The 14,520-nt window shown below is 62.8% G+C and carries 11 protein-coding genes; 10 read left to right on the forward strand and 1 reads right to left on the reverse strand.

Annotated elements, in window-relative coordinates; all coding sequences use genetic code 11:
• The first annotated feature begins 183 nt into the window (after positions 1 to 183).
• The gene (locus tag F8A90_RS04260; protein WP_200019168.1) at positions 184 to 921 is read left to right on the forward strand and encodes an S-methyl-5'-thioinosine phosphorylase; all 738 of its coding nucleotides are present in this window, start codon (positions 184 to 186) and stop codon (positions 919 to 921) included.
• Positions 922 to 1,039: 118 nt separating this feature from the next.
• Here the strand turns inward: F8A90_RS04260 and mfd are convergent, their stop codons facing one another.
• The gene (gene mfd, locus F8A90_RS04265) at positions 1,040 to 4,567 is read right to left on the reverse strand and encodes a transcription-repair coupling factor (RefSeq protein ID WP_200019170.1); all 3,528 of its coding nucleotides are present in this window, start codon (positions 4,565 to 4,567) and stop codon (positions 1,040 to 1,042) included.
• A gap of 554 nt (positions 4,568 to 5,121) precedes the next feature.
• Here mfd and F8A90_RS04270 point away from each other — a divergent pair.
• The 9 genes from F8A90_RS04270 (at position 5,122) to nqrM (ending at position 14,405) form a co-directional block, all read left to right on the forward strand.
• Positions 5,122 to 6,570 carry a glyceraldehyde-3-phosphate dehydrogenase gene (locus F8A90_RS04270; RefSeq protein WP_043331922.1) on the forward strand — a complete coding sequence of 483 codons (1,449 nt, stop codon included), beginning with the start codon at positions 5,122 to 5,124 and terminating at the stop codon, positions 6,568 to 6,570.
• Positions 6,571 to 6,911: 341 nt separating this feature from the next.
• Positions 6,912 to 8,261: a Na(+)-translocating NADH-quinone reductase subunit A gene (locus tag F8A90_RS04275; protein WP_166019267.1), complete on the forward strand. Its 1,350-nt coding sequence runs from the start codon at positions 6,912 to 6,914 to the stop codon at positions 8,259 to 8,261.
• Positions 8,261 to 9,493: an NADH:ubiquinone reductase (Na(+)-transporting) subunit B gene (locus F8A90_RS04280; RefSeq protein ID WP_043331920.1), complete on the forward strand. Its 1,233-nt coding sequence runs from the start codon at positions 8,261 to 8,263 to the stop codon at positions 9,491 to 9,493. The genes F8A90_RS04275 and F8A90_RS04280 overlap by 1 nt, the downstream gene beginning before the upstream one ends.
• Position 9,494: 1 nt before the next feature.
• On the forward strand, positions 9,495 to 10,277 hold the full coding sequence (locus tag F8A90_RS04285; protein WP_175088221.1) for a Na(+)-translocating NADH-quinone reductase subunit C: 783 nt from the start codon (positions 9,495 to 9,497) through the stop codon (positions 10,275 to 10,277).
• A gap of 2 nt (positions 10,278 to 10,279) precedes the next feature.
• Positions 10,280 to 10,948 carry an NADH:ubiquinone reductase (Na(+)-transporting) subunit D gene (locus F8A90_RS04290; protein WP_043331917.1) on the forward strand — a complete coding sequence of 223 codons (669 nt, stop codon included), beginning with the start codon at positions 10,280 to 10,282 and terminating at the stop codon, positions 10,946 to 10,948.
• Between the two features lies 1 nt (position 10,949).
• A complete protein-coding gene (nqrE, locus tag F8A90_RS04295) occupies positions 10,950 to 11,570 on the forward strand; it encodes an NADH:ubiquinone reductase (Na(+)-transporting) subunit E (RefSeq protein WP_043331916.1) in 621 nt (206 codons plus the stop codon).
• Positions 11,571 to 11,595: 25 nt separating this feature from the next.
• Positions 11,596 to 12,828: an NADH:ubiquinone reductase (Na(+)-transporting) subunit F gene (nqrF, locus tag F8A90_RS04300; RefSeq protein ID WP_043331915.1), complete on the forward strand. Its 1,233-nt coding sequence runs from the start codon at positions 11,596 to 11,598 to the stop codon at positions 12,826 to 12,828.
• 3 nt (positions 12,829 to 12,831) lie between these two features.
• A complete protein-coding gene (locus F8A90_RS04305; RefSeq protein ID WP_233593440.1) occupies positions 12,832 to 13,905 on the forward strand; it encodes an FAD:protein FMN transferase in 1,074 nt (357 codons plus the stop codon).
• A 248-nt stretch (positions 13,906 to 14,153) separates the two neighbouring features.
• The gene (nqrM, locus tag F8A90_RS04310; protein WP_043331913.1) at positions 14,154 to 14,405 is read left to right on the forward strand and encodes a (Na+)-NQR maturation NqrM; all 252 of its coding nucleotides are present in this window, start codon (positions 14,154 to 14,156) and stop codon (positions 14,403 to 14,405) included.
• Positions 14,406 to 14,520 lie beyond the last annotated feature (115 nt).

A 14,520-nucleotide genomic window follows, 5' to 3' on the forward strand; every position in this document is an offset into this window, starting at 1 on the left:
ACCACCCGCCCGGGCAACCGCGGCGGGTGGTGTCGTTTTCGGGGCCTTTTCTGTTCTCTTGACGCAAGACATGACGATTGTGCTTGTCGTTGTCGGTTGGCTCGGAGTAGCGTTCGCTGAGGGGGGGGGGCGGAGGGTCCGGTCCCGAGAGGTTCCTGCACACGGGTGGCAAGGAGGCGGGCGATGCTGGCGGTGATCGGTGGGACGGGGTTCGGCAGTTGGGTGGGGATGGAAGTGCTCAAGCGCGGCGGTCAGGAAACGCCCCTGGGGGCGGCCTCCTGTGGTGTCGTGGAGGGGCGTCTGAATGGGCAGCCGCTGCTGTTCCTGGCTCGTCATGGTCAGCCGCACAAGGTGCCACCGCATCGCATCAACTATCGCGCCAATCTATGGGCGCTCAAACAAGCGGGCGCAACCCATGTGGTGGGAGTCAACTGCGTGTCCGGTATCGACCCGACGCTGACCCCGGGCACGCTGGTGGTGCCGGACCAACTGATCGATTACACCACCGGTCGCGAGGGCTCGTTCTTCGATGGGCGTTTCAAGCCGTTTCAGCATGTGTCGTTCGCCTGGCCGTATCATCGGGTCTGGCGCGAGGAACTGCATGCGGCGGCGGCCGAGGCGGGGCTGCCCCTCACGGCCGGCGGGGTGCTGGGCGTGGTGCAGGGGCCGCGCCTGGAAACGGCTGCCGAGATCCGCCTGATGGCGCGCGATGGCAATACGCTGGTCGGCATGACAGGCATGCCCGAGGCCGTACTGGCCCGTGAGCTCGAGATGGAATATGCCAGCCTGTGTCTGGTGATCAGCCATGCCGCAGGCGTCGGCGAAGAGGAGCCGACCCGCGCGGGCACGGAGTCCGTTATCGAGGCTGGCATGCCCAGGGTGCAGTGCTTGCTGGCAGCGCTTCTGGCGCGCCATGCGTGAGGCGCTTGTCCCCTGAGAGGTGCGGCGGTCTGACTACCAGAAAAAACGGCCTGCATCCGCGATGCAGGCCGTTTTCATGTTCTGCGCATTTTCACGTGCACAGAGGTGAGTGGGTGGGTCAGGCGGCCTTGGTCTTGGCGTTGAGCAGGTCCAGCAAGGTCTCACAGAAACTGAAGCGTTTCTCGGCGTCATCCATGTCGGTAGCGAAGCGCAGGGTGTCGGCGCCTTCCAGCTTGTAGACATCCGACTGGCGCTGGATCAGGTTGACCAGCGTCAGCGGATCGACCGGCGTCTGGGCGCCGAAGATGATGCGACCCCGCCCGGCGCCGGCCTCCAGCTTGATGATGCCCAGGGCCTGGGCGCGCTGGCGCAGCTGGGTCTGGCGGAACAGGGTCTTGACCGGTTCCGGCAGCAGGCCGAAACGGTCGATCATCTCGACCTGCAGTTCGCGCAGGTCGCTTGCGTTCTCGGCGTTGCTGATGCGCTTGTACATCATCAGACGCTGCTGGACGTCGTGCAGATAATCGGCCGGAATCAGTGCCGGCAGATTGAGGCTGACCTCGACGCCTTCATCCAGCGGCGACTCGATATTGGGCGTCTTGCCTGCCTTGATGGCCTTCACGGCGCGATCGAGCATCTCCATGTACAGCGAGTAACCGATGGTTTCCATCTGGCCGGACTGCTCGTCACCCAGCAGCTCACCCGCGCCGCGGATCTCCATGTCATGGGAGGCCAGCGTGAAGCCGGCACCGAGGTCCTGGGATTCGCTGATCGCCTCCAGGCGCTTGACCGCATCGCGGGTCATCGCCTTGGGGTGCGGGGTCAGCAGGTAGGCGTAGGCCTGGTGGTGCGAGCGCCCGACGCGGCCACGCAGCTGATGCAGCTGGGCCAGGCCGAACTTGTCGGCGCGCTCGATGATGATGGTGTTGGCGCTCGGGATGTCGATGCCGGTCTCGATGATGGTCGAGCACACCAGCACGTTGAAGCGCTTGTGATAGAAGTCCGACATGCGCCGCTCCAGGCTACGCTCCGGCAGCTGGCCGTGGGCGACGCCGACATTGGCCTCCGGCACCAGCTCCGCGATGCGCGCGGCGCTCTCCTCGATGGTCTTGACCTCATTGTGCAGCACGTAGACCTGCCCGCCGCGTAGCAGCTCGCGCAGGATGGCTTCCTTGACCACGCCGTCGTTGCGCTGCTGCACGAAAGTCTTCACCGACAGGCGACGCGCCGGCGGCGTGGCGATGATGGACAGGTCGCGGATGCCGCTCATCGCCATGTTCAGCGTGCGCGGAATCGGCGTGGCGGTCAGGGTCAGGATGTCGACCTCGGCGCGCAGACTCTTGAGGCGCTCCTTCTGGGAGACGCCGAAGCGGTGCTCCTCATCGATGATCAGAAGCCCCATGTTGGGCAGCTCCAGCGACTTTGAGAGCAGCTTGTGGGTGCCGATCACGATATCGGCCTGGCCGTTCCTGATGCGCTCGAGCGAAGCTTCCTGGCCCTTGCCGCTGGTGAAGCGCGACAGCAGGGCGATCTCCACCGCGGTGTCGGCGAAGCGGTCGCGGAAGTTGTCGTAGTGCTGCTGGGCGAGCAGGGTGGTGGGCACCAGCACCACCACCTGTCGGCCGGCATTGACGGCGAGGAAGGCGGCGCGCATCGCGACTTCCGTCTTGCCGAAGCCGACATCGCCACATACCACGCGATCCATCGGCTGGGGGGCGCACATGTCCTGGATCACCGCGCCGATGGTCTGCGCCTGGTCCGGAGTTTCCTCGAAGGGGAAGCTGGCCGCGAAGCGTGCATAGTCCTCGGCGGGGAAGTCGCAGGCATGGCCGACACGCGCCTCGCGGCGTGCATAGACATCCAGCAGCTCGGCGGCGGTATCGCGGATCTTCTCGGCCGCCTTGCGCTTGGCCTTCTCCCACTGCTCGGAGCCCAGCTTGTGCAGCGGTGCCAGCTCGTCGCTGGCCCCGGAATAGCGTGAGATCAGGTGCAGGCTGTCCACCGGCACGTAGAGCTTGGCGCCATCGGCGTATTCGAGGGCGAGGAACTCGGCCTCCTGGCCACCGGCGTTGATGGTCTCCAGCCCCAGATAGCGGCCGACGCCGTGGGTGTGGTGCACCACTGGCGCGCCTTCACGCAGCTCCGAGAGGTGTCGCACGGCCAGCTCGTTGTCATCGGTGGCGCGCGCCTGGCGGCGGCTCTGACGTACCACTTCGCCGTAAAGCTCGGTCTCGGTGATGACCACCAGCCCCTTGTAACTGTCGGTGTCATCACTGGACAGCGCATCTTCTCCCTGCGTGCTGGCCACCCAGGTGCCATGCGTCAGGCCACCGACGGTCAGGCCAACGGCGGCTGGGCTATCCACGAAGTGCTCGAAGCTCGCGAAGTCATCCAGGCTGCGCAGCCCGAAGCCGCGCAGCAGCGGGGTGAGCTGCTCCTCGACGACTTCGCGGCGGCCCTGGGTCTCGGCGACGAACAGCACGCGCTGGGCATGCTCGCCGTTCAGGCGCTGCTTGAGAAAGCTGGCCAGCGCCTGGGTCGGGTCGGCGCTACGCGCATCGATGGCCAGGCTCGGCAGTGTCTGGTGGCCGAATTCGATGGCGTGGGCATTGGGCTCGCGCACCAGCTCGATGCGCTCGTGCTGCTTGATCAGGCCCAGCAGCTCATTGACCGGCACGAAGGCGCGATGCGGTGGCAGCAGCGGGCGGGTCGGGTCGACGCCCAGATTGGCGTAGCGTGTGGTGATGGCATCCCAGTGGCTCTCGGCCGCCTCGCGCACGCCGGGCAGCATGGCGATGCGCAGTTCGTCGCCCATGTGATCGAAGAGCGTCGCGGTCTCGTCGAAGAACAGCGGCAGATACTGCTCGAGCCCCGGCGAGGGAATGCCCTTGATGGCGTCGTTGTAGAGAATGCACTGGCGCGGGTCGACATCGAACAGCGTCTCGAAGCCCTCGCGGAAGCAGGCGATGGCGCCACGGGTCAGTGGATATTCATGTGCAGGCAGAATCTCGATCGCCTCGACCTTGTCGCCACTGCGCTGGGTGTCAGGGTCGAAGGCGCGCAGGGTGTCGATCTCGTCATCGAACAGATCGATGCGCAGCGGCTGCACGCTGCCCATGGGGAACAGGTCGATCAACGCGCCGCGCAGGGCGTATTCGCCTGGTTCATAGACCGTCTCCACGGCGCGGTAACCGGCCCGCGACAGGCGTGAGCGGAAATCCTCGCGATCGAGGATGTCACCCTTGGCGAGACTGAAGACCTGGCCTGCGATGTAATCCACCGGCGCGAGGCGCTGCATCAGGGTGTTGACCGGTACCGGCACGATGGCGCGGCGGCTGGTCTGCAGGGTACGCAGGGTGCGCAGACGCTCCGAGACGATGTCCTGGTGCGGTGAGAAGCTGTCGTAGGGCAGCGTTTCCCAGTCGGGGAAGGGCAGCAGGCGCTCGGGATGGCGCGTATAGAAGCGCAGGTCGGCTTCCAGGCGCTGGGCGCTGGCGGTATCCGGCGTGATGACCATCAGCGGCGCTACATCGGCATCGGCCAGGCGCGCCAGCGCCAGCGCCGCGGCGCTGGGGTCATTGAGCATCCAGAAGGTGGTTTCGCGGCGCGAGCGCGGCAACGGGGGCGTCAGCGGAGTCTCGAACATGGGCTCTGGTGTCTTGTGTCCTGGGCTTGGGCGCAACGCCTTGCGGCGTTCACGGCACGGGATGACGTCACGGGCAGGGCCCGAGTGAAATAAGGTGCTGGGTCAGTCGCTCATGGTGAGCGGCCCACGCATGCAGATGACGCTGAGCGACTCATGGGTGCAAGGCAGTCTCACGGGGGCACGGCACATTGGTGAGGGCACGGCACACTCAGGAGAGCAACAAGGCAGGCGCTTCAACGCAAGCTATCGCAGCGCAATGGGCTGCAGCGTCAGTCGCCGCCATGAAAGGAGTCGCGCTTGATCATAGCAAGTCAGTTGCTACATGGGGGCAAGTGATCCTCTTTTCAGCACCGTGGACACCGATGACCGAGCGCGGGATGGAGGAAGCGCTTTTGTAGTCAAATCGTTGATTCTGTAGCACTACTACCCTGCGTGCGACCATCCTTTCATTGTGGTGCATAGCCGCGTTACGCATACTCAGCTGGCCTTGTCCGGCGTCGCCAAGCGATCGGTGACGACCATCATTATTTGCCCGCACGTGAGAGGATGCACCCGTGAGCCAAGAGAATCTCGAAGCCTGTTTCAAGCAGTGGCAGGACAATGAAGCCCTCGCGGAGCAGATGATCCCGCTGTTGGGAGATCTCTACCGCCGCTTCAACGTCGTGCCCTCCATCTACGGGCGTTCGCTGATCAACCGCTCGATGGTGCGCATCCTCAAGAACCACCGCTGGGTGCGCAAGGCCGAAGGCGTCGAGCTGTCAGTGGAAGACACCTTCCCGCTGGTGCGCGCGATGATCGAGCTCAACCTGGGCCCGGCCCACGTCGATATCGGCAAGCTGGCCGTTGCCTTCAAGCGCTCCGACGAGACGGACATTACCGCCTTCCTCAAGCGTGAACTGGCCGATATCGTCGGTGGCTACGTCGAAGGCGGCATGGGTGGCGACCCGAAGGACGTCGTCCTGTATGGCTTCGGGCGTATCGGTCGCCTGTTGGCGCGCATCATGATCGAGAAGGCCGGCGGCGGTAACCTGCTGCGTCTGCGCGCCATCGTGGTGCGTGGCAGCAAGGATGACCTGGAAAAGCGGGCCAGCCTGCTGCGTCGCGACTCGGTGCACGGTCCCTTCGAGGGCAGCATCACCGTCGATGAGGAAAACTCGGCGCTGATCGTCAATGGCAACTACATCAAGATCATCTACGCCAACTCGCCCACCGAGATCGACTACACCGCGCACGGTATCGACAACGCCATCGTGGTCGACAACACCGGCAAGTGGCGTGACGAGGCCGGGTTGGGGCAGCACCTGGAGTGCAAGGGCGTGGCCAAGGTGCTGCTGACGGCGCCGGGCAAGGGCGATCTGAAGAACATCGTCTACGGCGTCAACCACACCGACATCAGCGATGATGACCGCATCATCTCCGCGGCTTCCTGTACTACCAATGCCATCGTGCCGGTGCTGAAGGTGCTGCACGATGAGTACGGTGTCAGCCAGGGCCACGTCGAGACGGTGCACTCCTATACCAACGACCAGAACCTGATCGACAACTTCCACAGTGGTGACCGTCGTGGGCGTGCCGCGGCGCTCAACATGGTGTTGACCGAGACTGGTGCCGCCAAGGCCGTCGCCAAGGCGCTGCCGGAGCTTTCCGGCAAGCTGACCGGCAATGCGATCCGCGTGCCGACGCCCAATGTCTCGATGGCGATCCTCAATCTGACGCTGAACACCGCAAGCGACGCCGAGCGCATGAACGACTTCCTGCGCACCGCCTCCCTGCATTCCTCACTGCAGAAGCAGATCGACTACGTCGATTCCTGTGAAGTGGTGTCCTCGGACTTCGTCGGCAACCGCCATTCCGGCATCGTCGATGGCCAGGCGACCATCGTCACCGACAAGCAGGCCGTCGTGTACGTGTGGTACGACAACGAGTTCGGTTACAGCTGTCAGGTGGTACGTATTCTGCAGCACATGTCCAACGTGCGTTTCAGCTACTTCCCGACGCGCTGAGTCAATGCGCCGCGCCTGTGGCGTGACTCGCGAAAAATTGAAATAAATACCTGCTGTTACAACGCCCCCGCCCTCAATGATGGCGGGGGCGTTGGCGTTTTCGGCGTGTGCACCACTTTAGTGTCGTATGGTCTTTCCGGCCTCGCATCTTTATAATGAGCCGGATTTTTTTGGGCCGGTCCAATCTCTGGGCTACACCTCCAACCGTCTGATAAGAAAAGCATTCACATTGCCTGATACGCGAAAATCGCGAGGCTGCCTGGTCAACTATCGGCCTCGAGGCGTATCTACGATGGGTGATCTTTCCTGAACAACATCAGATCCGACAATTGGGCGAGTCTATGATCGAAGTCAAACGTGGCCTGGATCTCCCCATCGCCGGGGCGCCGGAGCAGCGTATCGAGGATGCGCAGCCCGTTCGTCGCGTAGCGATCCTGGGTGTTGACTACGTCGGCATGAAGCCGACGATGGAAGTCCGTGAAGGGGACAAGGTGAAGCAGGGGCAACTCCTGTTCACTGACAAGAAGACCCCGGGCGTCCGTTACACCGCGCCTGCTGCCGGTACTGTGGTCGAGATCAATCGTGGCGAGAAGCGCAAGCTTCTGTCCGTGGTCATCGAGATCGACGCGCAGGGCGAAGCTGTGGAATTCACTGCACATGGCGACGCCGCCATTGCAGGTCTCGAACGTCAGGTCGTGGTCGACCAGCTGGTCGAGTCCGGTCTGTGGACGGCGCTGCGTACCCGCCCGTTCTCGCGCGTGCCGGCGCTGGATGCCAAGCCGGCAGCCATCTTCGTCACCGCCATCGATACTCACCCGCTGTCCGCGGACCCGGCCGTGGTCCTCAAGGGCCAGGAAGCCGCTTTCCGTCAGGGGCTCGTCGCACTGACGCGTCTGACCGAAGGCAAGGTCTTCCTGTGCCAGGCACCGGGGGCTGATATCCCGGGTGGCGACGTCTCCGGTGTGGTCAGCGAGTCCTTCAAGGGCCCGCACCCGGCGGGTCTGCCGGGCACGCACATCCATCACCTCGCGCCGGTCAGCCTGCAGCGTCAGGTCTGGCATGTCGGTTATCAGGATGTGGTCGCCATCGGTACGCTGCTGGCGGAAGGTCGCCTGGACACCACGCGCATCATCGCCGTCGGTGGCCCGCGTGCCACCAAGCCGCGCCTGCTGCGCACCCGTCTGGGCGCCAGCACCGAAGAGCTGCTCAAGGGCGAAGTCGAGCAGCCGGAAGACACGCGTGTCATCTCCGGTTCGGTGTTCTCCGGCCTGACCTGTGAAGGGGCGCTGCGTTTCGTCAGCCGCTACCACAATCAGGTGAGCCTGCTCGAGGAAGGCAACAAGCGTGCCTTCATGGGCTGGCTGTCGATGGGCGCCAAGCGTCACTCGGTGCTGGGTATCTACCTGTCGAAGCTGACCGGTCTGACCGACTACCGTCCGAATACCTCCACCAATGGCTCCGAGCGTGCCATGGTGCCGGTGGGCGCGTACGAGAAGGTCATGCCGCTGGACATTCTGCCGACGCAGCTGCTGCGTTCGCTGATCGTGGGTGATATCGAGACCGGCATGCAGCTTGGCTGCCTGGAGCTTGATGAAGAGGACCTCGCGCTGTGCACCTACGTGTGCCCGGGCAAGTACGAATACGGTCCCATCCTGCGTGACAACCTCACCACGATCGAGAAAGAGGTCTGATGATGGGCATTCGACAGACTCTGGATAACCTGGAGCCGCACTTCCACAAAGGTGGCAAGTACGAGAAGTTCTACGCGCTCTACGAAGCCGTGGACACCATTTTCTATGCGCCGGCGAGCGTCACGCGCAGCACCACCCACGTGCGTGATGGCATCGACCTGAAACGCATCATGATCACGGTCTGGATGTGTACCTTCCCGGCCATGTTCTTCGGCATGTACAACGCCGGTCTGCAGGCCAATGAGGCCATCGCGGGCGGTTACAGCGCGCTGGGCGGCTGGCGTGAAGCCATCGTCATGTTGCTGGCGGGCAGCCATGATGCCGGCAGCGTGTGGGCCAACTTCATCCTGGGCGCCACCTACTTCCTGCCCATCTATCTGGTGACCTTCGCGGTCGGCGGGTTCTGGGAAGTGCTGTTCGCGATGCGTCGCGGTCATGAGGTCAACGAAGGCTTCTTCGTCACCTCCGTGCTGTTCGCGCTGACACTGCCGGCGACCATTCCGCTGTGGCAGGTCGCGCTCGGCATCACCTTCGGTGTGGTGATCGGCAAGGAAGTCTTCGGCGGTACCGGCAAGAACTTCCTCAACCCGGCACTGTCCGGCCGTGCCTTCCTGTACTTCGCCTACCCGGCCAGCATTTCCGGCGACGCGGTCTGGGTGCCGGCGGATGGCTTCACCGGTGCGACCGCACTCTCCACTGCAGCCCAGGATGGCATGGGTGCCCTGATGCAGCAGATGAGCTGGACCGACGCCTTCCTCGGCTTCATTCCGGGCTCGGTGGGTGAGGTCTCCACACTGGCGATCTTCCTGGGTGCCGCAGTGCTGCTGTGGACGCGTATCGCCTCGTGGCGAATCATGCTGGGCGTCCTGCTGGGCATGATCGCGACCTCGGCGCTGTTCAATGCCATCGGCAGCGACACCAATGCCATGTTCGAGATGCCGTGGTACTGGCACATGGTCATCGGCGGCTTCGCCTTCGGTATGGTCTTCATGGCCACCGATCCGGTCTCCGCCTCCATGACCAACAAGGGCAAGCTGGTATTCGGTGCACTGATCGGCGTGATGACCGTGCTGATCCGTGTCGCCAACCCGGCCTTCCCCGAGGGCATCATGCTGGCGATCCTGTTCGCCAACCTGTTCGCTCCGCTGATCGACCACTTCGTCGTGCAGGCCAACATCAAGCGCCGCGTCAAGCGCGAGACTGCCGGCATCGCGAACGAGGAGACCGTCTGACATGGCCAGCAACAACTCCATCAAGAAAACCCTCGGCGTCGCGCTCGGGCTGTGCATCGTCTGCTCGGTGGTGGTTTCCACCGCAGCGGTCGTGCTGCGTCCGATGCAGATGACCAATGCCGAGCTGGATCGCAAGAGCAACATCCTCGCGGTCGCCGAGCTGCTGCAACCGGGTGAGGACATCGGTCAGCAGTTCCGTGACAAGGTCACCGCCAAGGTGGTGGACCTGGATACCGGTGAATACGTCGATGACATCGACCCGGAGAAGTACGACCAGGCCAAGATGTCCAAGGACCCGGCTACCTCACGCACCCTGTCTGGCGACGAAGACCTGCCGGGAATCAAGCGTCGTGAGCAGTACTCCGTGGTCTATCTGGTCGGCGATGTCGAACAGCCGGACGAGATCATCGTCCCGGTGCGCGGTAACGGCCTGTGGTCAATGATGTACGGCTATCTGGCACTGAAGGGTGACGGCAACACCGTGGTCGGTCTTTCCTTCTACCAGCAGGGCGAAACTCCGGGGCTTGGCGGCGAAGTCGACAACCCGAAGTGGAAGGCCCAGTGGGATGGCAAGAAGATCTATCCCGAAGGCAGCATGGACCCGGAAGTGCACCTGAAGAAGGGCGGCGTGAATCCGTCTTCTCCGGATGCCAAGTACCAGGTCGATGCGCTGTCAGGGGCTACCCTGACCAGCAACGGCGTGACCAACCTGTTGCAGTTCTGGATGGGTGAGAATGGCTTCGCCAAGTACCTGACCCAGTTCCGTGACGTCAAAGGAGCGTAATGATGGCAGCCGAAACTCCTAAAGGTGTCCTGACGACGCCGATCTTCAAGAACAACCCCATCGCGCTGCAGATCCTCGGTATCTGCTCCGCGCTGGCGGTGACCAACTCGATGAACACCGCCCTGATCATGGGGATCGCGGTGTGCCTGGTGACAGCGTTCTCCAGCATGTTCATCTCGTTGATCCGCAATCACATCCCGTCGTCCATCCGCATCATCGTGCAGATGACGATCATCGCCTCGCTGGTCATCGTGGTCGACCAGTCGCTGAAGGCCTTCGCCTTCGAGACGTCCAAGCAGCTGTCGGTCTTCGTCGGTCTGATCATCACCAACTGCATCGTGATGGGTCGCGCTGAAGCCTATGCCATGCAGAATGGCCCGACGATGAGCTTCATCGACGGTATCGGCAACGGTCTCGGTTACACCGTGATCCTGCTGGTGGTCGGCTTCGTGCGTGAGCTGTTCGGTTCCGGCTCCCTGTTCGGCGTGACCATCCTGCAGACCGTCAACGACGGTGGCTGGTACATCCCGAACGGCCTGATGCTGCTGCCGCCGTCGGCGTTCTTCGTCATCGGTCTGTTCATCTGGGTGCTGCGCAGCATCTACCCGGAGCAGGTCGAGAAGGCGGAGTACAAGATTACCGCCAACACCAAGATCAAGGAGGCTGTGTAACATGTTCGAACACTATCTGAGCCTGTTCATCAAGGCCGTGTTCGTCGAGAACATGGCACTGGCCTTCTTCCTGGGCATGTGTACCTTCCTGGCGGTGTCCAAGAAGATCCAGTCCGCGATCGGTCTGGGCGTGGCCGTCATCGTCGTGCTGGCGGTGACCGTTCCGGTCAACAACCTGATCCTGAACTACCTGCTGCGTGAAGGCGCGCTGACCTGGACGGGTCTGGAAGGGGCGGAAAGCATCGATCTGTCCTTCCTGGGCTATCTGTCCTACATCGGCGTCATCGCGGCGATCGTCCAGATCCTCGAGATGTTCCTCGACAAGTTCGTGCCGGCGCTCTACAACGCGCTGGGCGTGTTCCTGCCGCTGATCACGGTCAACTGCGCCATCCTCGGTGCGGCCCTGTTCATGGTGCAGCGTGACTACACCTTCGGTGAGTCCGTCATCTATGGCGTGGGTGCCGGCTTCGGTTGGGCACTGGCCATCGCTGCACTGGCCGGTATCCGCGAGAAGCTCAAGTACTCTGATGTGCCGGCTGGCCTGCAGGGTCTGGGCATCACCTTCATCACCGTTGGCCTGATGTCGCTGGGCTTCATGTCCTTCTCCGGCGTCCAGCTGTAACGCAACCGAGCATAAGGAAATCGAAATGGTAGATACCTCCATCATCGTGCTCGGCGTCGTCATGTTCACCGTGGTCGTTATCGGCCTGGTGCTCGTGATTCTCGCGGCACGCAGCAAGCTGGTCTCGAGTGGTGACGTCCAGATCGAGATCAACAACGACCCCGCCAACACCCTGACGACCCAGGCCGGTGGCAAGTTGCTGCAGACTCTGGCCGCCAACGGCATCTTCCTGTCCTCCGCCTGTGGTGGCGGTGGCTCCTGTGCCCAGTGCAAGTGCCGGATCTCGGAAGGCGGCGGCTCCATCCTGCCGACCGAAGAATCCCACTTCACCATGGGTGAGAAGAAGGAAGGCTGGCGCCTGTCGTGCCAGGTCCCGGTCAAGCAGGACATGAAGATCGAAGTGCCGGAAGAGATCTTCGGCGTGAAGAAGTGGGAAACCACTGTCACCGCCAACCCGAACGTCGCGACCTTCATCAAGGAGCTGAACCTGCAGCTGCCGGAAGGCGAGGAAGTCAACTTCCGCGCCGGTGGTTACGTCCAGCTGGAAGCGCCGGCCTACGACATCAAGTTCTCCGACTTCGACATCGAGGAAGAGTATCGTGGTGACTGGGAGAAGTTCGGTCTGTTCAACGTTCAGCACAAGAACGAAGAGCCGGTCATCCGCGCTTACTCCATGGCGAACTATCCGGAAGAGTACGGCATCCTGAAGTTCAACATCCGTATCGCCACTCCGCCGCCGAATTCCCAGCATCCGCCGGGTCTGATGTCCACTTACGTCTTCTCGCTGAAGCCGGGTGACAAGGTGACAGTGATGGGCCCGTTCGGTGAGTTCTTCGCCAAGGACACCGATGCCGAGATGGTCTTCATCGGTGGTGGTGCTGGCATGGCGCCAATGCGCAGCCATATCTTCGATCAGCTCAAGCGTCTGAATTCCAAGCGCAAGATGTCGTTCTGGTACGGTGCGCGCTCCATGCGCGAGTCGTTCTACAACGAGGAATACGACAAGCTGGCCGAAGAGAACGAGAACTTCGAATGGCACCTGGCGCTGTCCGATCCGCAGCCTGAGGACAACTGGGAAGGCCCGACGGGCTTCATCCACAACGTCCTGTATGAAAACTACCTCAAGGACCATCCGGCGCCTGAGGATTGTGAGTACTACATGTGCGGGCCGCCCATGATGAACGCGGCCGTCGTCAAGATGCTCACCGACATGGGTGTGGAGCCGGAGAACATCCTGCTCGATGACTTCGGTGGTTGATCGATGATGTCACGCGTCGCAAGACGACTGGCAGGGCCGGCCCTCATGGGGCTGGCCCTGCTGGTTGCAGGCTGTGAAAATTCCAGCAACCCTGAGTTGCATCGCTTCGCCGGCCCCATCTTCGGCACCGGGTTCCATGTCACGGTGGCTGCGGACCTGGATGCCGATGAGGTGGCATCACTCAAGCAGGCGAGCCTCGAGGCGCTCGACAAGGTCGACTGGCAGATGTCGACCTACAAGGACGCCTCGGAGCTCTCGAAGCTCAATCAGGCGCCGCTGGATACGCCGATCACGCTGTCGGATGGCCTGGCGCAGGTGCTGGCCGAGTCGCAGGATATCGGCAAGCGCTCCGACGGGGCCTTCGATATCACCGTCGGCCCGGCCGTCAATCTGTGGGGCTTCGGCCCGGATGAGCGCCTCGACAAGGCGCCGAGCGATGAACAGATCGCGCAGGCGCTCGAGAAGGTCGATCATCTGGCGCTGGAGCTCGATGGCAATACGGTGATCAAGCGCAAGCCGGTGTATGCCGACCTGTCGGGGATCGCCAAGGGCTATGGAGTGGACCGGGTCGCCGATGTGCTCGAGGCCAAGGGCATCGAGAACTATCTGGTCGAAGTCGGTGGCGAGATCCGCGTCAAGGGAGAGAAGCCCGGCCACAAGCCGTGGCGCATCGCCATCGAAGCGCCGAAGTCCTTCGAGCGCTCCGTGCAGCGCATCATCGATCCCGGCAATGCCGCGGTTGCTACCTCCGGTGATTACCGCAACTATTTCGAGCAGGACGGCGTACGATACTCGCACACGATCGATCCACGTACCGGTCGACCGATCCAGCACAGTCTGGCCTCGGTCACCGTGATCACGCCGGATTGCGCGAGTGCGGACGCCTGGGCCACGGCACTCAACGTGCTGGGCGCCGAGAAGGCAATGACGATCGCAGATCGCGAGAACATTGCCGCCTATTTCATTGTCAAAACGGATGATGGCTTCAAGCAGTCCTGGAGTCCGGCATTCGCGCCCTACCTGAAGGGCGCGCCGGCGACAGGCGACACGAAGCCCGCAGAGGAAGCCGGTGCCTGACTCTGGTCGACCGAGAGCCGGTCTACCGAGTGTCGGTCTACCGAGAGCCGGCCTGCCGAAAGACAGCCGGCTGGGCTTTCTTGTCTGCCATCTGTCGAGACACGCCACCGACAGGGTCGGGCGCTCAGACTGCATGGCATCTTCTGGATGCCGTCCTGGATGATCCACTGGATCGACAGGGGGCAAGCTGCGCTGAAGCCGATCCGCGCGAGAGGTTTACAATGGGGCCATGCCCCGGGAGGAATGACATGACGATCTGGTTACTGGTGTTCGCCGCGATGTTGCTGCTGATTGGCGTGATGGCCGTCGGTGTCCTGATGGGCCGCAAGCCGATCGCCGGCTCCTGCGGTGGTCTCAACAATCTCGGGCTCAAGGATGGCTGTGACATCTGTGGCGGCAAGGACGAGGAGTGCGAGAAGGAGCAGGATCGCCAGCGTCTGATGGCAGAGAGTGGCGGCAAGCCGGCCAGCGATCTGGCCTACGACGCCGCACGTCGCTGATTTCTGCTCTGATGGCTCAGAGCCCGCCGGCCGCAAGGCCTGCTACCGGCCCTGACATGGCAGTGTCACCGCGAGGTGAGACCGTACGTGTCAGGGCCGGTCTACGAACAATCAA

The sequence above is a fragment of the Cobetia sp. cqz5-12 genome, assembly GCF_016495405.1.
Classification (GTDB): domain Bacteria; phylum Pseudomonadota; class Gammaproteobacteria; order Pseudomonadales; family Halomonadaceae; genus Cobetia.

Coding starts and splice junctions, on each gene's coding strand:
- F8A90_RS04260 (WP_200019168.1), top strand. CDS start 184: ATGCTGGCGGTGATCGGTGGGACGGGGTTCGGCAGTTGGGTGGGGATG.
- mfd (WP_200019170.1), bottom strand. CDS start 4,567: ATGTTCGAGACTCCGCTGACGCCCCCGTTGCCGCGCTCGCGCCGCGAA.
- F8A90_RS04275 (WP_166019267.1), top strand. CDS start 6,912: ATGATCGAAGTCAAACGTGGCCTGGATCTCCCCATCGCCGGGGCGCCG.
- F8A90_RS04280 (WP_043331920.1), top strand. CDS start 8,261: ATGATGGGCATTCGACAGACTCTGGATAACCTGGAGCCGCACTTCCAC.
- F8A90_RS04285 (WP_175088221.1), top strand. CDS start 9,495: ATGGCCAGCAACAACTCCATCAAGAAAACCCTCGGCGTCGCGCTCGGG.
- F8A90_RS04290 (WP_043331917.1), top strand. CDS start 10,280: ATGGCAGCCGAAACTCCTAAAGGTGTCCTGACGACGCCGATCTTCAAG.
- nqrE (WP_043331916.1), top strand. CDS start 10,950: ATGTTCGAACACTATCTGAGCCTGTTCATCAAGGCCGTGTTCGTCGAG.
- nqrF (WP_043331915.1), top strand. CDS start 11,596: ATGGTAGATACCTCCATCATCGTGCTCGGCGTCGTCATGTTCACCGTG.
- F8A90_RS04305 (WP_233593440.1), top strand. CDS start 12,832: ATGATGTCACGCGTCGCAAGACGACTGGCAGGGCCGGCCCTCATGGGG.
- nqrM (WP_043331913.1), top strand. CDS start 14,154: ATGACGATCTGGTTACTGGTGTTCGCCGCGATGTTGCTGCTGATTGGC.